Origin of the sequence: Borreliella mayonii (genome assembly GCF_001945665.1) — a bacterium.
GTDB lineage: Bacteria > Spirochaetota > Spirochaetia > Borreliales > Borreliaceae > Borreliella > Borreliella mayonii.
Genome location: NZ_CP015780.1, coordinates 357,801 through 376,757 on the forward strand (window position 1 = coordinate 357,801; position 18,957 = coordinate 376,757).

Genomic DNA, 18,957 nt, shown 5'->3' on the forward strand with positions numbered 1-18,957 from the left:
AGAACTTTATGATTTCAAAGTTAACAAAAATTGTGGCAACAATATCTGATCTTAGATGCGAACCAGAACATATAAAAGATTTATACGATGCAGGAGTAAATGTTATAAGGCTAAATACTGCTCATCAATCACACGAAGATACAATAAAAGTAATAGAGAATGTTAGAAAAATTTCAAATAAAATAGCCCTAATGATTGATACAAAAGGGCCAGAAGTTAGAACAGCAAATATTGAAAATCCTATTATTGTAAAAACTGGAGACAAAGTAATTATCTCAACTTCGCCTATTAATGAGCCTAACAACTTTCAAACCAATTATGATGGATTTGTTAAAGAAGTGCCCGAAGGATCTAAAGTGTTAATTGATGACGGCGAGCTTGAAATGACCGTTGTTAACAAACTGCCTGACCGATTAATTTGTGAAATTAAAAACGATGGTCAAATTAAAAATAAAAAATCAATCAACACTCCAGGAATTTCTCTTAAACTACAATCAGTAACCGAAAAAGACAAAGGTTTTATTGAGCTTGCAGCAAAATATAATATTGATTTTATTGCCCATTCGTTTGTAAGACATTCCAAAGACGTTCAAGATGTTCAAAAAATTTTAAATGCTGCTGGAAATCCTGATGTAAAAATTATATCCAAAATAGAAAATCAAGAAGGAATTGACAATATTGAAGAAATTGCAAAAGCCTCTTACGGAATAATGGTTGCAAGAGGAGATATGGGAGTTGAAATTCCTGCAGAAGATGTACCCATTGCTCAACTTAAAATAACACAAACCTGCATACAATATGGAATACCCGTGATTACAGCAACTCAAATGCTTCATACAATGATTGAAAACCCAAGACCTACTAGAGCAGAAGTATCTGACATAGCTAACGCTATTTTAAACGGCACAGATGCAATTATGTTATCCGGAGAAACCGCATACGGGAAATATCCAATTGAAGCTGTAAAAATGATGACAAGCATTGCTAAAAAAGTTGAAAAACACAGAAAAAGGACTCTATATAAAGATGAACTTTTTTGCGATAAAAGCATTACAAGAAACTATATTATCAAATGTGCAATCGATGCCACAAAATTTATGGACGTAAAAGCAATTATTGTGGATTCTCTGAAAGGCAAAACAGCAAGAATAATGGCAACTTACAGAGCAAGTGTTCCATTATTCATTACAACAAATAGCGAGAGACTGGCAAGAGAATTAGCATTATCTTATGGGGTTTATTCTAATCTTGTAGACAATAATTTTAAAAGAACTACCGAATTTGTAGTAACTTCTCTTGAAATGTTAAAAGAACAAGGTATTGTTAATGATAAAGACACTGTAATAATTATTTCTGGCAACCCAAATAGAAATATTGAAAAAGGAACAGAATTTATGGAAATAAACACAGTAGAAGATGCAATCAAAGGACGAAATATATAAAACAAGTTAGAAATTCCTTGGTTGAAAACATATTTTATTCAAATAATACAAACAGCTTATCATTTAAGCTAAAAGAAAAAAAAACTCACAAAGCCATCCTAACAAGTTATGGAAGCTATGAGTTTTTTTTAAAAAATGAATGTCTATTTAAAAAAATAATATCAAATCAAACCAATAATGTATTTATAATTTCTGAAGCAAAAAGCAATTTTTTAATTAATATATCCAATCATCATGTGTGGAGAATTTTTAATAAAAATATTGAAGTAAACTTAAAGATATTAAAATCATTAAAAAATTTAAATTTTATTAATATAGACGATAAATTAATCGAAAATGATCATAAAATTGAACTTACATTAAATTTCATTAGCAACATGAAGGAAAATATAAAAATAATTCCAATAATTTTTGGGAAAACTTGCAATAAGCATTTACTAAAATTTTGCGAGTTTTTAAAACCTTTTATAAGCAAAAAAGAAAATTCATTTATTTTGCTATCTTACTTTATTTCAAAATCCACAAACATAAAAAAAGCCTTAAAGCTTGAAGAAAATTTAAAAAATATCTTACTTGAGGGAGAAACACCAACTTTTAATCTAATACTAGAAAACTATAAATCAAAAAAAATATTTCCGGAAAACATAAATGCAATCATGACTATTTCAAGCCTTTTTAAAAATTTTGAATTTACAGATTCAAAAATAACATTTAACTCCCCAGAATACTTAATATCAACCAGCATTCTAATAAAATAAAATTGTCAAAATTAAAATTTATAAAAAGTTTTCTATTCTTTTGCAGTTTTTCTTTAAAAAAGCATCAAGTCCTATCTTTGAAATACTTCTTAATGCATTAGCAGAAACCTTGACTTTAACACTTCTTCCAAGATTTGGAATAAAAAATTTTTTATTTATTAAATTGACCTTAAAGGTTCTTTTGGTTTTTACTCCAATATGTTGTCCAGCTCCTCCTTTTTTCTTGGCAAGCCCCTTCCTTGGAACATTGTTTCCAAACATAGTTTTTTTCCCTGTTATCTCGCACTTCCTAGCCATATTTAACACTCCTTCAAATTTATGATTTTTTCTCCAAATATAAATCCATTAACTTTAAAAATAAAGCCAAACTGCCTAAAATATTTTTCATTATACCTCCAAAGCTTAAATTGTTTCCATAGCTTTTAGCAAGATCCATATCAAGCTCTTTCCAATTATAAATCAACTCTCTTTCCAAAGATACCTTTGAATAATCTGAAAGACAATCTTGCAAACGCTGCTCAATAGAATAAATTTTGGAATAATATTCGCTTGATATAGTAAACGCCTTTTTATTAATATCTGCTATTATATTTAACAATAATTTTTCCGAAGATTTATCTCCCAAAGAAGCTCTATGCAATAATGCATTTATTCTATTGCCATAACCACCTTGCTCTCCCAAATTAGAATCAAAATCAATAAGACTTGCATAAATATTAATCAAAGCATGCATGTCATTAGACATTTCCCTTGAAAGCTCTATAAGCTTCCATTGTCCTTTGATAATAAGCAAATTAATAATATCATTAAGATCTTTTTTAACAAAATAAATAGTATATGTTCTCAAATAAACTAAAAGCTCACAATAAATATAGCCTGTGGTACTCATAATTTTAGATACGATCTTTTCATTCATTTTTTCATTATAATTATCTAAATTTAAAAGAGATATTCCTGGAAAAAGCTGTTCAGCTAATATTTTAGATTTGCTATTTTTTTGCAAAACTTTAATCTTTTCAATTTCAGTTGCAACATGCTTAGTAAGATCATTAAAAAATATTCTTGCTATTGGATTAGGTTTTTGCCCAATAGCAATAGGAAAATAATCTGGATCCCCACTAACATATCTTATTAGATATAAAATTTCTTTACTCTTATTTATATCCAAAATAGAAGAAATAATCTTAATCCAGGCATTCGATTTAATAGGAAAATCTTCTTTATTCCCATAAATTTCTAAAATAATATCATAAAGATTTTTCCAAATAGAAATATTCTTAATACAAGAAATACATTCTAACAAATCTTTAAGATCATCTATAATAACTCCGCAACCTATAGAGCTGAATCTAGGTCTATAGACAAAATCATCTTCTGGAAGCAAGTTGTCAAAATTTTTAAGAACCAAATGATATTGATATAAGACTAAATCAAAAAAAATATGCAAAGCTTCATAAGTTTCATCTATCAATTTAATTTGTTCTTGAGTTATGTTTTTAAACAAATAAGATAAATTATTATGCAAATTTTTAGGAAGATCTGAAGCAAAATTCATATTATCACTTGCAGAAAAAGAATAAATATAATCTAAAGACTTCTTCTGACTTTCATTTAAATATTTTTCAACAACAAAATGAACAATTTTATTAGAATTTTTATATCTTTGAGCAAATGGCCTTAAGGGAGAAAAAATTTTATAAAAATTATAAAGAAATCTAGAAAATTGAGGTAAAGCCTGAATTTTTGAAGCATTAAAAAAATTACTTACCCTGCTCAAACTAACTTTAACTTCTTTTAACCTTTTTTGCTTTATTTGTTCAGAAGTAAGTTCTTTATTAATACTAAACATAGAAAGTATAAAATCAAATAAACCCAAATTCATCATCCCCCTAAAAATCTTCAGTTCCCTTGCTCTATTTTCCAATTAAACATGGAAATTAATATAACTATAAAAATTATACATAATTTATTGTAAAATAAAAGAAAAAACTTGAATAATTTTATGAGAATAAAAAATTTAATATTAACGGCAATTTTGTCGATTAGCCCTAGCTGTTCAACAAATAAGAATATAGTTGTACTAACTGACAATAAAACAATACCATTTTATATAAATCAATTTAATATCGAAAATAAATTAAATTTTATAATTAAGTTTAGAAATAACATTGATTTGCAAACAATAGAAAAAGAAAATGCACAAATAATTATTTCTAAAAACATTGGTAACACAAATATCACCAACCATTTTAAATCTATAAAAATCAATTATAATCCAGATTATCCCATCTTAAAACACATTTCCAAACAATTTAACTATAAAATTATCCCATTAAGCTTTGACATTCCCATTTTAATCTATAAAAATACATACAACATTAAAAAATACATAAACAATAAATATTTAAAAGAAGAATACGAAAATTTCATTAAAGACGGGAAATTTTTTATATCCCCCTATGTTTCTGAAAATTTATTTTATGTGATTTCTCAAATAAATAATGTAAGATTTTCTTTTGAAAAGAATAAATTAAATTATAATGAAAATCAAATTTTAAAAATGCTAGAATATTTCTCATCATTTTTAAATACAAAACAAATGGATTTGCAAAAAGATTTCTTTAATAAATACGGCTACCTAAAGCTAAACAAAATATTGCTTAATAAAAAATCTCTTTTAATAGCAGGATTGAGTGATCTAACCTTCTATAATAGCCTAAGCGAACAAGAGAAAGCACAAATAAAATTTTCATACTTAATCAGCAATAACAATGAAATTATTATCTCAAACCCAAATTTTATTGGCATTTTAGAAACATCTGTTTTAACTAAAAAATTTATCAGCTGGATTTTAGATAAAAAAAACCAAAAAAACCTAATAGGATTTAATAATCAATCCCAATCAAATATATGTTTTGGATTTGCCAATGGCTTTACTCCTTATAAAGAATTAAATTTAAAAATAAAACATTCTATTGATGGAATATCTCCTTTTATTATTGACGAAACTCAAATCAATAGCCATTCTTATGTATTAAGCAAAAAAGCAATTGAAAAAGAAAACTTACTAATAAATGAATGGTTTTTCTCTAAAGTTAAGAATCTAAAAAAAAATAAAAATTAAATATGTCTTTCCCTGTAATTTAAAATAATTATTTTAAAAATAAGAAAAAACAATAGCGCAGAAAGAATAGCTAAAGATATGTAAACACTATTAAAAACATATATAAGAAGAGAGGCAAAAATAATTAGAAAATAATTTACAAAAAGACAAGTAATCCCTGAGAAAATAGCTATCATTAATGAAACTAGAAAAATCATAACTTTAGAATTGAAATTAAATTCTATTTTAGAAAATACAGAGATAAAAAACGCTCCCATTAAAACTAGCAAAATAGGAGAAATCAGTAAAATCAAACTTAAGGAAAAAACATTAATTAATTTCAAATTTAATATAGCAACCTTATGAAAAGCGCTTGACAAATTCTGAATTTTTAAAAAAAAGCCAAACTCAGTAAAATTTGAAAATAAAGCTAAATTTTCTACATTTTCATTAATTTTGACAACCTCTAAAACATTTGTATCAAAACTATCAATAGACACAAAGATTTTGGTAAGAGTAATTTCGCTCTGCTCATTGTCTTTATCTAAAACATTTTGATACACAAAATTACCCTTCAAAGTAGCAAATGGAATTTTAATATGCAATATAACATTTCCTGTCTTATTAAATCGAATAAGTTCAAAATTTTTTATTATTTTAGAATAATTGTTAAAGGAAACAACTTTTTGCATATAAATATAATCATAAAAACCTCCCTTAGAATCTGGCTGCAATAAAAATACATCATTTATTCCGTAATATTCAAAATATTTTTCAATCTCATCAAAAAAAAGATATCTTTTCCTAAGCTTTTCAAGAGATTTATTTTTATAATTCAAGATTTCATTATCACTGGGCAATAGTTTATGAAGATTCAAAAACCCGTAATAGGCTAATTTAAATTTTTCAGTATTAAGATATAAAAAATTTTTTTGTTTTTCTTCAGAAATCAGTTGCATTTTTTCTTTTTCAAAATTCCTGTTTTCATTAATAAACTTTAAAGTCAAATTTAAAAGCGCAACAAAATTATCGTCTTTTGTTGCAACATAAGCAATATAAGCAAAGTAATTGGCCGTATAATAATCATTTTGAGAAATAAATTCATTGACAATATTAAAAAAATCTTGCTTTTTAAGACTTTGCAAAGGATATTGTGAAAAGGTTTTTTTAACCTTTTCCAAATCAACGTCATAACTTGGAATTTTACTATATTCAGATTTCACTAAATAATAATTTGTTAAAAGCTCTTCATTATTTAAATAAATAATTCGCATTTTATCATATATTCTAATCAAATTTTCAAGATGTTTCCTCTTTTGCTTCATTGAATCTATCAAATCAGAAGATAAAAAAAATCTATTTGCAGACAAACTTATATCTATATTTTTAATTTTAAGAGATATTTCATTTGCCTCATTTTCAAGAAGATTATATCTGTCGTAACTAAACTTATACTCATTTCTCTGAGAAATTATATAAGGCAAAATTAAATTAAATATAAAAGTAAAAAAGAGCCCTATAATAAAAAATAATAGTAAAAATGCATAAAGCCTGGAAAATAAATATCCATTATACGATTTTAAATAAATCTTTACTTCTTGCTGAACAAAAAAGGCAAAGTAAATGCAAACAATGAAAATAAAAAATCCATAAAAATACTTATAAAAAAGCAAAATAGAATCAAAAAAAGTTGCTATTAATCTATGCTTTTCTAAAAAATTTTCTCCAAAAAAATATGAGTAACTAAAGAGCAGACCTAGGAAAAAACAAAGAAAAATAATAAAATTGCTCAAAAATGAATATATTTCTCTTTTCATAAGCTTTAAGAATTAACTATCCTTATATAAATCATTATCTAAATCTTTGCTAATTTTAATATATTCTGAAACAAAGCCAAATAAATAGGTAGAAAAAAAAGTTAAAACACAAAAAATAAAAGGAATAAAATCAGAGACTATACTCTTTCCTATTATTACATTGTAAATCTTAGGAAACTCAATCGAATAGACATTATAAATTTTTAAAAAAAGTATAATAAAAATAGGATAAAGAAATATTGCAAAACTATTTGAAAAAATAAGATTAAAAACATAAGAAAACCCAAATAACAATAAAGAAATTCCCAATATATTAAAAATTAAATTTAAATAATTAAGTGAGAGTAGAAAATTATTCAAAATTTTTAAATCCCTGAAAAGAAAATCAACAAAATTATTATAAATCTTTTGTTCTAAAAAATTATTTTCAATAAAATCAATCTTACTAGAATCAGAAAGATTTGCTTGATAAGAAAAGCCTTTATCCCCTTTGTCATTCTCTGAAACGATTAAAACTCCATTAAAACCATAAAACCTAGGTCTATTACTAGAAAATATTATTTTATCATTTAAAAAATGCACAACCTCATCTTTAAGTATAAAATTATAATTTCTATTACCATGAATATAGTAAGAATGAAAACTATGGCTAGCTAAAAATCCTAAATAAGAAAACAATAAAATAAGGGTAAAGATAATACAATAAAAATAGGAAGTCTCTCTAGATGATTTTAAAACCACCCCATAAAAAGGACAAGACATTCTCATAAAAGTAACAACAAGAGATAAAGGGAAAGCATAAATATAAGCATTGTAATAAAGACTATAGCTAAAAATAGAAAAATTAAAATACAAAAACTTATATTTTAAATAAAATGTACAGATAAGCATTAAGGAAAAAAGGCAAAATATTAAGATAAACCTATAAATTATTAAAAAGATAAATCTTAAAGAATTAAACACAGCAAATCCTCCCCCCCCTCGAAAATTGAAAAACCTTAAGCCTTTTTATTATCGACCAAAATATTTTTAATTTTCTTCTTAGCCTCTTCAAAGCTAATTTGCAAAGCTAAGCTAATCTCGTGCTCCAATATTAACTCAAAATCATTCAAAATCCTTTTTTCGTAAAAAGGAAGTTCTTTTTGAGTAGATTTTTTATATAAAAATTTATATAACTTTGCTGTATCCAAAATATCGCTTTTTTTATAAAATTCATGACCACCATCTTTTATTTTTTTTGAATCTATTTGACCTTCAAACTCTTTAATAACATCAAAAACTTCTTCTACTTTTTCCCTGCTAACCAAAGCTCTAATTCCAAAATCGTCAACTTTAGCAACAGGAACCATAAAAATCATATCATTAAATGGAAAATGTATTTCATAATAATCAATAATCTCACCATTAAATTCTTGAGTCCTAATATCCTTAATCGTGCCTACTCCATGCATTGGATAAACTACTGATTGATTTAGCAAAAATGCCATACTTACCTCATAAAATATAGATAGTTAAAATTTAAAAGCTCATAAAAAAACGCTTAAATTGGTTCTAATATTAAATTTATTTTCATAAAATAAATTTTCAAGATATCTATCATTACAAAAGCTTATTATCACACTAGGAGTAAGTTTATTAATATTTGCAAAAAACATTTCTTTATTTCTCTTTACAGCTTTTAAATCATAATACCCAATAAAATTAATTTCTTTATGAGATTCTTTTAACCTTAAAAACTTTTTCTTTGAAATCACTTTATCCCTATCAATAATATAGCATGTTTTATGGGCATTTTCTAGTATTTCCATTAAAATAAGAAGAACTATATTTGAATCATAACAGTCAATGTTAACTCTTTTAAAAATCTTACAAAAAAATCTTACAATCTTAGAATTTAAAAAAACAAGAGAAGAATTTCTAATGTGATTTCTAAACTTTTTAAAAATCAAAACCTTTAAAAAAGCTTTAAGCCCAATAAAAATTACTATTGAATGATAAGGATATCCTGAAAGATAGGCAAATCTGCTTATAAGCTTGCTGCGACTATCAAAAACATCTATGGGCACACCTAAAAAATAAAATCTGTCTGGTTTTGAATATATGTCTTTTAAATTAGCCATTATAATCCTCTAATAATGCCTTAAAATAAGCAAGCGAATAAACAATAGCCGTATCTGCTCGTAAAATTGGAGTATTAAACCTTACAAAATTAAAGTCTTTATCCTTGAAAAAGACAATTTCTGACTCCGAAAAGCAACCTTCAGGACCTATTATAATTCCAATTTTGCTAAAATTGTCAAAATTCTCATTCTTGCTTAAAATCATTCCGCTTGGATGAGCAACATAATATCTAGTAGTGCAAAAAGAATAAGGTAAATAAAAAAAATTATTATAAAAATTAATTTTAGGAACAATTTTATTACCACTTTGCTTTATTGCCTCATCTATTATTTTTGAAAATCTTAAAATTTTGGCAGAGGCGCTGCTTATATCTATTTTTGACACAGAACGATCCGCATTAATAATATTAATTTCTGAAACTCCAATCTCAACAACCTGTCTTAACACCAAGTCTATTTTTTTACCCTTTAAACTAGAAATAAAAATGCTTATCTCAAAATTATTTTTTTCAATTTTATCTATTTTATTGGTAGTAAACTTAATAAAGTTACTACCAATCTCCAATATTTCTGAAGCCCTTAATTCTTTATCTTTTAAAAGAATATTTAGCTTATCGCCCTTTTTAAGTCGTCTTACATTGACAAGATGATGATATGTTCTCATATCTTCAACAATAATAAAATCGCCCATTAAGCAATTCGCATCCAAAACAATTTGCTTCACGATTTAATCACCTAATTTAGACAAATACTCACAAGCTGCTTTTAAAGCCTTATCATAATGTAGATTATAAATTGGTAATTCTTTATTATTATCTTGATAGTAATTAAAAAACACATACTTGCCTAAAAATTCTTTATCAATTTTATATTTTGGATTTTCTTTAATAAGATTCTCAACAAAAAAATCAATCTCTTGTTCGGTAATGGATTTTTTACCCTTCAAAAAGCCTTCTATCAGCTTTTTGTCAAAAATTTCTTTATATATTAATGCTTCCTCCTCAGAAAAATCTGGAGATTTTATTTCCAAATCAGGCTCAATCCCAACCTTATGAATACTCTTTCCAGACGGAGTATAATACTTTGAGCTTGTAATTTTAAATCCACCAGTGTAAAAAGGAACTACATGCTGAATAAGCCCCTTGCCATAAGACTTTTCCCCTATAATATAAGCTCTTTTATTGTCTTTTAAGGCCCCTACAAAAACCTCTGATGCTGAGGCTGATGATCTGTCTATTAAAGCAACAATTTTTATATCTGAAGGCAAAACTTGTTTTGAGCTTGCCTTATAATCAACAGGCTTGCTAGAATTTCTTGATTTTGTAGAAACAATAGTTCCTTTAGATAAAATATCATCCGCCATTTTTATAGCTGCCTGAAAATATCCCCCAGTATTAAGTCTTAAATCTAAAATTAAAGATTTAATATTTTTATCCTTAAGATTGTCTAAAGCTTTTTTAAAATCTACAGAGGTGTGTGGATTGAAGCTCACTATTCTTATATAGCCAATATCTGAATTAATAACATCATACTTGATTGTTTGTATTTCTATCTTTTCTCTTGTAAGTTCAAAATCCAATGTTAAATTTTTTCCCCTAAGAATAGATACTTTAACCTTTGTACCTTCTTTACCTTTTAAAAGATCAACAACTTGATCTACTTCCATAGAATAAACACTCTTGCCATCAACAGCGGTAATACAATCTCCAGATTTAATTCCAGCTTTATAAGCTGGACCTCCTTCAAAAGGCGTGACAATAGAAACACAAGCAGTATTAGGATCAAGATCTTTTAACTTGTCTTGCTTATCTTGAGAATGCATTTTTTTTATTATAGAAATTCCAATGCCAACATAATCTCCTACTGTTGTTTTTGAAATTTCTTCTAAATCCTTTTTTGTCAAATATTGAGAATAAGGATCACCTAAGGCCTGAAATATTCCTTTTAAAGCGCCTTCAAAAATTACTTCATCGCTTACAGGATCAACATAATTTTCTTTTACAAATTCAAAAGCTTGAATCATCATCTGTTCATAATTTGATCTTGATAGCTTATTATTAGATTCATCAAAAGCAAAAATAGATTCAACAATTACTAAAGAGCTTATACCTAAAGTCAATAAAAAATACACACATATTAAAAATTTATTCTTCATTTATTTATTCCTAATGCAAAAATTAAAACTTGATTTTATTTCCATAATATAATATTTTAAAACTATGTTAAACTCACATCCTAAAAAAAAAGAAAGCCTTTATAGAGCAGGACTTATTGTTTTACAAATACTCGAAAGCCTTTTAATTTTGGCTTTATTATACCAAGCCATTAATAAATTAATTTTCATTAATAATTACTCCATAAAGTTTATGTTAACATTTATCTTATACTCACCTGAATTTTTCATGGCCAATTTAACAATCTATTACTTTATCTACGAAAAATTTAAAATTCTTCACAGCATTATAATAATAACTAAACTATTCCAAATAATATTAACATTGTTATTATTTATCTTAGGATTTACTTTTAAAATATACGTCTATCAATCCTCTCTAGCGATAATTTTAGGAATTACAGTAGTTTACTTAGTATTTAATGTAACAATATTAGCGCTAATTAAAGCAAAAATAAAAAATCTGGAGTAAAGCTTGATTACTATTCCTGTAGCCAGTGGTAAGGGAGGAGTTGGCAAATCCCTTTTCTCGACAAACATAGCAATTTGCCTGGCAAACGAAGGAAAAAGCGTATTACTTGTTGATCTTGACCTTGGAGCATCTAATTTGCATTCAATGCTAAACATTATCCCCAAAAAAAGTATAGGAACATTTTTAAAAACAAAGATTAATTTCTCAGACATTATTATTCAATCTGGAATTAAAAATCTAAACTTCATTGCAGGAGATTCTGACATTCCAGAACTTGCTAATATAGCTGCCTCTCAAAAAAAAACTATAATAAAAAATTTAAAATCCTTAAAATATGATTACTTAGTGATTGATCTTGGAGCAGGAACGGCTTTTAATATCATAGACTTTTTTTTAATGTCAAAAAGAGGAGTAATAATAACAACACCAACAGTAACAGCAACAATGAATGCATATTTATTTCTTAAAAATATAATATTTAGACTGTTATCAAGCGTGTTTAAAAGAGGTACAAAAGGAAATGAAATTCTCAGAACAATAAAACAAAATTCAATCGATCTTCAAAGGGTATATATACCTAATTTACTGTTAAAACTTGAAAGCGAAGATCCTGAAAATTATTTTAAATTTAACAAATTGTTTAAAACAATTAGTCCTTTTATGATATTTAATATGCTAAAAACTCCTAAAGACATTGAAAAAACCGAAAAAATAATAAAATCAGCAAAAAACTATTTAAGCATAAATTTACAAAGTATTGGAGCAATCTATAAAGATGAAATAGTTGATCAAGCTTTAAACAGTAAAATCCCCATAACTATATACAAACCTACAAGCTCAACCTCTAAAAGTATAAAAAAAATTGCAAAAAAATTGATCGAAATTGAAGATTTAACAAATGACGCCGAGCTTTTAAACGAAGAAGATTTAAATGAAAGTTATGATTTTATACTAAGAGAAGCTCAAGAAGAATATATTGAAAAAATTGAATACCTTGAATCGTTGATAAAAAATAAAACAATAGAAAGTAGCGAAATTATTGATATAATAAAATCTCAGAAAAGAGAAATCGAAACCTTAAGAAAGCAAAATATGTTATTTAAAAAAAAGCTTTTTGAAAAGCTTGAAAAGGCTAAGGAGGTCTAATGCCAAATTATATAAATTACCCAAGTTGGTTACATCCTGAAGTGATTCAAGGTATACCAATTACATGGTATAGCCTATCTTATATTTTAATCATATTAATCTCTTATAAGTTTATTTGGTATCAAATACAATCAGACAACATTGATATCAAAAAAGAAGACTATGAAACATTTATGTTCTCACTTGTACTTGGAGCAATTTTAGGAGGCAGATTGGCATCTACCTTGGTTTACGATAAATCGGGAATTTATTATTCTCATCCCTGGTTAATCCTTTTACCATTCGACCAACATTGGAATTTTACAGGTTTTAGAGGCATGGCCATCCATGGTGGTTTTTTAGGAGCAATAATCGCTCCTCTAATCATAATAAATACAAAGCTTAAAAATACAAATGTTCAAAAATATTTTCTAAAACTAACAGACTATGGATCAATAGCTTTTTCTTCTGGCTACATACTTGGAAGACTTGCTAATTTCGCAAATGCAGAACTTTATGGAAGAGTAATGAAAGGGGGAATAATATTTCCCAATGCAGAACCATTTGATACAAATATACCAGGTGTAAAAGAATTTGCATCATCGGTAGGACTTGAAATTTCGCCTCATGACTTGCTAATCAACCTCCCAAGAATACCTTCTCAACTTATTGAAGGATTTTTCGAAGGACCTGTAACTTTTCTGTTGCTATGGTTTTTATTTAGAAAAATCAAAAAATATGACGGATTTATTTTTGGTGTATATGTAATGCTTTATGCTTTTTTCAGATTTTTTATTGAATATTTAAGAGAACCGGATAAAGAGCTTGGATTTATAATAAACTACAGACCAATTAAAAGCCTGTCTGAATTTTCTTTTTTAAACATATCAATGGGACAAATTCTCTCACTAACACTAATGCTCTCAGGTTTAATCTGGATAATAGCCACTAAAAAAATTGAAGATAACAAAATAAAAAATAATACCAACTTGGCATACAAAAATTAAAATAAGAGCAAGCCAATAAAATGAATGGAGTTAATAATTATCAAAATATAAATTCTATTATAATCTCTAAAAACGAAATTAATGTTAGAGATCTTATAAAGCTTAAATCTATTTTTAACTTAATTCAAATCGTAAAATCTGAAAAAGCTTTATACAGTGAATATGTAAAACAAAATAATATTAAATTCGCTATTATTTATAACTATGAAAACCCAATAGATTTTTCAATAAACATTGCAAATGAACTAAAAAATAAAAACAAAATCCATTCTATTATAATTAGCAATCAAAAATTTGATGAGGAATATTTAAAATTTAATCACATAGAAATAATAAAAGATATAAGCGAATTAGAATATAAGCAAAGCTTAATACACCAAAAAAAACTATTTTGCGACAATAAAAACACAACTCTGGATTTCTTCTTAAATTTATCAGAACTCATAAAAGAAATAGTAATAATCACAAATACCAAAAATGAAATTATTTATATTAATGAAAAAGGTAGTAAAAATCTTAATATTCCAATGAAAACCTCTGGAAATATAATCAAAGTAACCGACATAGATATTAGAGATTTGGAAAAGTTAAAAAAAATAGATTTAAGTTATCATACAAATTCTATTCCTGAATTTAAAAATATATTAATAACCGATTGTCTTTTAACTTTAAAAAATAACAAAAAACTACATGTAGATATATTTATTAGCACAATCGCTCAAAATAATATTGACAAATTAATAACAATTAAAGAAATACCAAACTCCAATAAAATAGAAAACTATAAATACCTAGAAATTATTGATTCGCAAGACGAGATTCAAAATGTTTATCAAATTGAAAAATTACTAGTAAACAATATGGATATTTACAAAAAGAAAAGAATATATTTGCTTAATTTAGACGTATCCCTAACAACAGAATATGAATACAAAGAGGATAAAGAAAAGCTTAATGTAAAAATACTTAAAATAATGTATTCAAAAATAATGTCGCTGTACTCTGAATATATTTTTAAGCTAAAACACAACAATTTAATAGTAATCATATGCACAAGTGGCGGTGAAAAACAAATAATCTCAATTGCCCAAAAAATCAAAAAAACAATTGCGCTGGCATTTAAAAAAGAAGATATTATTATATTCAAATTCAATATTGGAATAATAGAGGTAAATTTAAAAGAAAACTTAGAATTCAAAATCCCCAAATTAATGATGGCTACAAAAATATCATCAGAATATAAAGAATCTAATCCTACTATATACAAAGAAGAACTGCCAGAAGCATTGATTTTAAAAAATCAAAACAAAATCTTTCAATATATACTCAAAGCAATAAAAAATGATTTTTTCACTCTTTATTATCAAAAAATAAATCCTCTTAAAAAAAACTTAAAGCCCAAAATAGAAATCTTGACAAGACTTTTTGACCATATGGGCAGACCAATTCCAAACGATCAAATTTTTAACTTAATAGACAAATACAATTTAACCGTTGAAGTTGACAAATTAGTGGTTAAAAAAGCTTTAAGAGAATATAAAAGTTTTGTATCAAAAAATGGAGTTCACATTTTCTCAATCAACATATCTCCTTATTCACTAAAATCCCAAAACTTTCGAATCTTTTTAAGAGATACTTTATTGAAAAGCCAAATCCCACTTCAAAATATATGCTTAGAAATAACAGAAAATGGAATTCTTGAAAATTTTGAGATAATAAATAAATATTTTCAAGAATTAAAAAGTTTTGGAATCAAACTAGCACTTGATGACTTTGGAAGCGGACATACATCACTCTCATATATTAAAACACTACCAATAGACTTGCTTAAAATAGACGGATCTTTCATAAAAGCAATAAACTCCAGTGAAATAGATTTTGTAATAATAAAATCTATTAAAAAAATAGCAGATACAAAAAATATAAAAATTATTGCCGAATTTGTGTATAATGAGGAAATATTAAAAAAAATAAATGAACTAGAAATAGACTACGGACAAGGATTTTTATGGCACAAACCAGAACCAATATAAATTCTAAAAAACAGTGAAATCTAAAAATATACTTATGACTAAGTTTTATTAAACTTCAACAAAAATTATTTTACATTGGAAAAGGAACAAAATTAATGGAAAAAAAAATAGCATTAATCGCGCATGATAAAAAAAAGGATGATTTGGTAAATTTTGTCAAACAAAACTATCTCTTCTTATCTAAATTCAAGCTTATTGCAACAGGAACAACAGGATCCAGAATCCAACAAGCTACTGATCTTACAATTATTAAATATAAATCAGGCCCTATGGGAGGAGATCAGCAAATTGGAGCTGAAGTAGCTGAAGGGAATATATTAGCTATATTTTTCTTTAGAGATCCCCTAACAAGCCAGCCCCACGAGCCAGATGTATCAGCTCTTATTAGGCTTTGCGATGTACATAAAATACCGCTTGCAACCAACGTAAAAACAGCAGAAATTTTAATAAAAGGACTTGAAAGCTTGATTTTTTAGGCTTTAATTTAAATTAAAGCCTAAAAAATCGCAAATATGAATTAATTCGTTAACATAGATGAAATTTTTTCAACACCGTCGATAATATAATTAACAGATTCAAGGAAAGTCTTGGCATCTGAATTATTTTCATCAACTGTTATTTCCAATTTTGAATTTTTAATATTAAGATCTTTAAAAGTACCAATAAGATCGCTTCGCACACCATGTAAATTACTATTTATAATCTTTTTTAAATCAGAGGTAATCCCAACAAAAATAAAGGCCTCTTTTCCAGAAATATTAATCGGAGCTTCTCCTGCATAAATATTGTCATAAAAATAAACTATTAACTTTGCATCCTCTTTTGAGGGTACTGTTTGAAAGTGTCCATCTTGTTCAGAAAAATAAAAAACCTTTATATTTTTACCCAAACTTTTTCGATCCTTTTTTGAATGAACTACTCCCATAGCATGAAAAACATGCCCAATAGTATGTTCATCTATTTTAGAATCATCAAGCTTAGAAGAGCTATCCGCCTCTTGCTCCTCAACATATTCATTTGAGCTGTCTTTTGAAGTACAAGCAATTATTAAAAATAAAAAAAACAATAGTAAATAGTTTTTAAAAAAACCATTTTTATACATAAAAATTCTCCCTTATATTTTTTTAATCATATTAAAATTAAAAGTAAGTTTACAATAAATAATTTATTTTGTACACACTTTAAAAGCAATTAAAATGTTAAAATGAAAAAGGAGGCATATTAATGAAAAAACAAAATCCATGGATATTTTTAAATGAAGAAGAAAAAAATCAAATTTTCAATTTTTCCGAAGGTTATAAAAAATTTATAAGTAAATTTAAAACAGAAAGAGAAGTTACAGCCTATGCCCTAAATAAAGCAAAAAAATTAGGGTTTATTAACGCTGAAGAGAAAAAAAATTTAATGCCGGGTGATAAAATTTTTTACACCTGTAGAGAAAAATCTGTTGCTTTTGCTATTATTGGCAAAAATCCTATTGAAGATGGAATGAATTTCATCGTTTCTCACACAGATTCACCAAGACTTGATGCAAAACCTTCGCCAATCTCTGAAGAAAACGAACTTACATTTATTAAAACCAACTATTATGGGGGAATAAAAAAGTATCAGTGGCTATCTATACCCCTTTCAATAAGAGGCGTGGTATTTTTAAAAAATGGAGAAAAGGTTGAAATCAACATTGGAGACAATGAAAACGATCCTATATTTGTAATTCCCGACATTTTGCCCCATCTTGATAGAAAAATACAAAGAAATAAAAAATCAGATGAAATTATTGAGGGAGAAAATCTAAAAATTTTAATTGGAAGCTTACCAATCGAAACAAAAGAAAAAGATAAAGTTAAACTAGCAACTTTGCAACTAATAAAAGAAAAATATAAAATAGAAGAAGAAGATTTCGTATCATCAGAAATTGAAATAGTGCCTGCAGGAACAGCAAAAGACGTTGGATTTGACAAAGCTTTAATTGGCGCTTACGGACAAGATGACAAAATATGCGCTTACACTTCACTAGAATCCATATTTGATCTTGAAGAAACTCCAAACAAAACAGCCATTTGCTTTCTTGTAGATAAAGAAGAAATTGGTTCAACAGGTTCAACAGGACTAGACTCAAGATATCTTGAATATTTTGTTTCTGACATGATCTTTAAAATTAAAAAATCAGAATACAACAATCTTCAAGTCCAAAAAGCTTTGTGGAATTCAAAAAGCATTTCTGCTGATGTTTGCGCAGCAATAAACCCACTATTTAGTTCAGTTCATGACGAACAAAATGCTCCACAACTTGGCTATGGAATACCTATAATGAAATACACAGGACATGGTGGGAAAAGTATGGCCAGCGATGCTGATGCTGAACTTGTTTATTACATTAGACAATTATTAAATAAAAACAATATAGCCTGGCAAGTAGCAACACTTGGAAAAGTAGAAGAAGGAGGAGGAGGAACTGTTGCTAAATTCTTAGCTAGCTACGGAATAAGAACAATAGACATGGGACCTGCTGTTATAAGCATGCATTCTCCAATGGAAATAACTTCTAAATTTGATTTATACAATGCTTACTTAGCATATAAAGCTTTCTACAAGGAATAAAATTACTATGGCAGATTTAGAAAAAACAAATAAAATCAAAGCAGCAGAGCATATTGTGGAATGTTTTGGGGGAATTAAAAATATTAAAAACATACACAAAGACCTCACAAGAATAAAAATTTTAGTAGACAGCAATTCTTTAGTCAAAAGAGACGATTTAACAAAAAATGACAACATAATAGGAACTATTAAATCTAATGAACTTACAGAAGTTGTAATGAATTTTGAAATAATTGAAGATGTTTACAATAAAATTTTATATATGATGAATGAACAAAAACAATAAAGCCTCTAAAGAGGCTTTAT

19 protein-coding genes are annotated in these 18,957 nt (G+C 26.5%); 10 read left to right on the forward strand and 9 right to left on the reverse strand.

Annotated features, from left to right (window positions below):
* Nucleotides 1–8: 8 nt before the first annotated feature.
* Nucleotides 9–1,442, forward strand: coding sequence for a pyruvate kinase (gene pyk / locus Bmayo_RS01725; protein WP_075552043.1), 1,434 nt, complete (start codon nucleotides 9–11; stop codon nucleotides 1,440–1,442).
* A 17-nt stretch (nucleotides 1,443–1,459) separates the two neighbouring features.
* Nucleotides 1,460–2,200: an AmmeMemoRadiSam system protein B gene (gene amrB, locus Bmayo_RS01730; protein WP_075552044.1), complete on the forward strand. Its 741-nt coding sequence runs from the start codon at nucleotides 1,460–1,462 to the stop codon at nucleotides 2,198–2,200.
* Between the two features lie 18 nt (nucleotides 2,201–2,218).
* Here the strand turns inward: amrB and rpmB are convergent, their stop codons facing one another.
* Together rpmB and Bmayo_RS01740 are read right to left on the reverse strand one after the other, a co-directional pair.
* The gene (rpmB, locus tag Bmayo_RS01735) at nucleotides 2,219–2,497 is read right to left on the reverse strand and encodes a 50S ribosomal protein L28 (protein ID WP_075552045.1); all 279 of its coding nucleotides are present in this window, start codon (nucleotides 2,495–2,497) and stop codon (nucleotides 2,219–2,221) included.
* 19 nt (nucleotides 2,498–2,516) lie between these two features.
* Nucleotides 2,517–4,082, reverse strand: a complete 1,566-nt coding sequence (locus tag Bmayo_RS01740; protein WP_075552046.1) for a DUF5312 family protein — start codon at nucleotides 4,080–4,082, stop codon at nucleotides 2,517–2,519.
* 108 nt (nucleotides 4,083–4,190) lie between these two features.
* Here Bmayo_RS01740 and Bmayo_RS01745 point away from each other — a divergent pair, with 108 nt between their 5' ends.
* Entirely contained in the window at nucleotides 4,191–5,324 is a 1,134-nt protein-coding gene (locus Bmayo_RS01745) for a hypothetical protein (RefSeq protein WP_075552047.1), read from the forward strand.
* Here the strand turns inward: Bmayo_RS01745 and Bmayo_RS01750 are convergent.
* Genes Bmayo_RS01750 through Bmayo_RS01775 form a run of 6 tightly spaced genes read right to left on the reverse strand, consistent with a single transcriptional unit; the run spans nucleotide 5,321 to nucleotide 11,395 of the window.
* Nucleotides 5,321–7,120, reverse strand: coding sequence for a hypothetical protein (locus tag Bmayo_RS01750; protein ID WP_075552048.1), 1,800 nt, complete (start codon nucleotides 7,118–7,120; stop codon nucleotides 5,321–5,323). The two genes, Bmayo_RS01745 and Bmayo_RS01750, sit on opposite strands and share 4 nt — an antisense overlap.
* A gap of 12 nt (nucleotides 7,121–7,132) precedes the next feature.
* Nucleotides 7,133–8,083, reverse strand: coding sequence for a hypothetical protein (locus Bmayo_RS01755; RefSeq protein WP_075552049.1), 951 nt, complete (start codon nucleotides 8,081–8,083; stop codon nucleotides 7,133–7,135).
* 35 nt (nucleotides 8,084–8,118) lie between these two features.
* Nucleotides 8,119–8,607: a CarD family transcriptional regulator gene (locus tag Bmayo_RS01760; protein ID WP_075552050.1), complete on the reverse strand. Its 489-nt coding sequence runs from the start codon at nucleotides 8,605–8,607 to the stop codon at nucleotides 8,119–8,121.
* A gap of 39 nt (nucleotides 8,608–8,646) precedes the next feature.
* A complete protein-coding gene (locus tag Bmayo_RS01765; RefSeq protein WP_075552051.1) occupies nucleotides 8,647–9,240 on the reverse strand; it encodes a hypothetical protein in 594 nt (197 codons plus the stop codon).
* Nucleotides 9,233–9,964: a 16S rRNA (uracil(1498)-N(3))-methyltransferase gene (locus tag Bmayo_RS01770; protein WP_075552052.1), complete on the reverse strand. Its 732-nt coding sequence runs from the start codon at nucleotides 9,962–9,964 to the stop codon at nucleotides 9,233–9,235. The genes Bmayo_RS01765 and Bmayo_RS01770 overlap by 8 nt, the downstream gene beginning before the upstream one ends.
* Nucleotides 9,965–9,967: 3 nt before the next feature.
* Nucleotides 9,968–11,395, reverse strand: a complete 1,428-nt coding sequence (locus Bmayo_RS01775; protein ID WP_075552053.1) for a S41 family peptidase — start codon at nucleotides 11,393–11,395, stop codon at nucleotides 9,968–9,970.
* Nucleotides 11,396–11,459: 64 nt separating this feature from the next.
* On the opposite strand from Bmayo_RS01775, the gene Bmayo_RS07490 reads away from it, so the two are divergent.
* The 5 genes from Bmayo_RS07490 to mgsA all read left to right on the forward strand — a co-directional run bounded on the left by Bmayo_RS07490 (nucleotide 11,460) and on the right by mgsA (nucleotide 16,526).
* Nucleotides 11,460–11,885 carry a hypothetical protein gene (locus Bmayo_RS07490; RefSeq protein ID WP_075552054.1) on the forward strand — a complete coding sequence of 142 codons (426 nt, stop codon included), beginning with the start codon at nucleotides 11,460–11,462 and terminating at the stop codon, nucleotides 11,883–11,885.
* 3 nt (nucleotides 11,886–11,888) lie between these two features.
* Entirely contained in the window at nucleotides 11,889–13,031 is a 1,143-nt protein-coding gene (locus Bmayo_RS01785; RefSeq protein WP_075552055.1) for a MinD/ParA family protein, read from the forward strand.
* A complete protein-coding gene (gene lgt, locus Bmayo_RS01790) occupies nucleotides 13,031–14,017 on the forward strand; it encodes a prolipoprotein diacylglyceryl transferase (protein WP_075552056.1) in 987 nt (328 codons plus the stop codon). Before Bmayo_RS01785 ends, lgt begins: the two co-directional genes overlap by 1 nt.
* Before the next feature lie 20 nt (nucleotides 14,018–14,037).
* Nucleotides 14,038–16,050: a cyclic di-GMP phosphodiesterase PdeA gene (pdeA, locus tag Bmayo_RS01795; RefSeq protein WP_075552057.1), complete on the forward strand. Its 2,013-nt coding sequence runs from the start codon at nucleotides 14,038–14,040 to the stop codon at nucleotides 16,048–16,050.
* Nucleotides 16,051–16,145: 95 nt separating this feature from the next.
* Nucleotides 16,146–16,526, forward strand: a complete 381-nt coding sequence (gene mgsA, locus Bmayo_RS01800) for a methylglyoxal synthase (RefSeq protein WP_075552058.1) — start codon at nucleotides 16,146–16,148, stop codon at nucleotides 16,524–16,526.
* Nucleotides 16,527–16,567: 41 nt separating this feature from the next.
* On the opposite strand, the gene p22 is transcribed toward mgsA, so the two are convergent.
* Complete coding sequence (gene p22 / locus Bmayo_RS01805) at nucleotides 16,568–17,152, reverse strand: lipoprotein P22 (RefSeq protein ID WP_075552059.1); 585 nt, start codon at nucleotides 17,150–17,152, stop codon at nucleotides 16,568–16,570.
* Nucleotides 17,153–17,274: 122 nt separating this feature from the next.
* Between p22 and Bmayo_RS01810 the strand changes: the two genes are divergently transcribed.
* Both Bmayo_RS01810 and Bmayo_RS01815 read left to right on the forward strand, forming a co-directional pair.
* Nucleotides 17,275–18,651, forward strand: coding sequence for an aminopeptidase (locus Bmayo_RS01810; RefSeq protein ID WP_075552060.1), 1,377 nt, complete (start codon nucleotides 17,275–17,277; stop codon nucleotides 18,649–18,651).
* 7 nt (nucleotides 18,652–18,658) lie between these two features.
* Entirely contained in the window at nucleotides 18,659–18,937 is a 279-nt protein-coding gene (locus Bmayo_RS01815; RefSeq protein ID WP_075552061.1) for a PTS sugar transporter subunit IIB, read from the forward strand.
* The last annotated feature ends 20 nt before the right edge of the window (nucleotides 18,938–18,957 follow it).

Coding starts and splice junctions, on each gene's coding strand:
- Bmayo_RS01775 (WP_075552053.1), bottom strand. CDS start 11,395: ATGAAGAATAAATTTTTAATATGTGTGTATTTTTTATTGACTTTAGGT.
- Bmayo_RS01765 (WP_075552051.1), bottom strand. CDS start 9,240: ATGGCTAATTTAAAAGACATATATTCAAAACCAGACAGATTTTATTTT.
- Bmayo_RS01760 (WP_075552050.1), bottom strand. CDS start 8,607: ATGGCATTTTTGCTAAATCAATCAGTAGTTTATCCAATGCATGGAGTA.
- p22 (WP_075552059.1), bottom strand. CDS start 17,152: ATGTATAAAAATGGTTTTTTTAAAAACTATTTACTATTGTTTTTTTTA.
- lgt (WP_075552056.1), top strand. CDS start 13,031: ATGCCAAATTATATAAATTACCCAAGTTGGTTACATCCTGAAGTGATT.
- Bmayo_RS01750 (WP_075552048.1), bottom strand. CDS start 7,120: ATGAAAAGAGAAATATATTCATTTTTGAGCAATTTTATTATTTTTCTT.
- rpmB (WP_075552045.1), bottom strand. CDS start 2,497: ATGGCTAGGAAGTGCGAGATAACAGGGAAAAAAACTATGTTTGGAAAC.
- pyk (WP_075552043.1), top strand. CDS start 9: ATGATTTCAAAGTTAACAAAAATTGTGGCAACAATATCTGATCTTAGA.
- Bmayo_RS01810 (WP_075552060.1), top strand. CDS start 17,275: ATGAAAAAACAAAATCCATGGATATTTTTAAATGAAGAAGAAAAAAAT.
- Bmayo_RS01815 (WP_075552061.1), top strand. CDS start 18,659: ATGGCAGATTTAGAAAAAACAAATAAAATCAAAGCAGCAGAGCATATT.
- Bmayo_RS07490 (WP_075552054.1), top strand. CDS start 11,460: ATGTTAAACTCACATCCTAAAAAAAAAGAAAGCCTTTATAGAGCAGGA.
- pdeA (WP_075552057.1), top strand. CDS start 14,038: ATGAATGGAGTTAATAATTATCAAAATATAAATTCTATTATAATCTCT.
- Bmayo_RS01740 (WP_075552046.1), bottom strand. CDS start 4,082: ATGAATTTGGGTTTATTTGATTTTATACTTTCTATGTTTAGTATTAAT.
- mgsA (WP_075552058.1), top strand. CDS start 16,146: ATGGAAAAAAAAATAGCATTAATCGCGCATGATAAAAAAAAGGATGAT.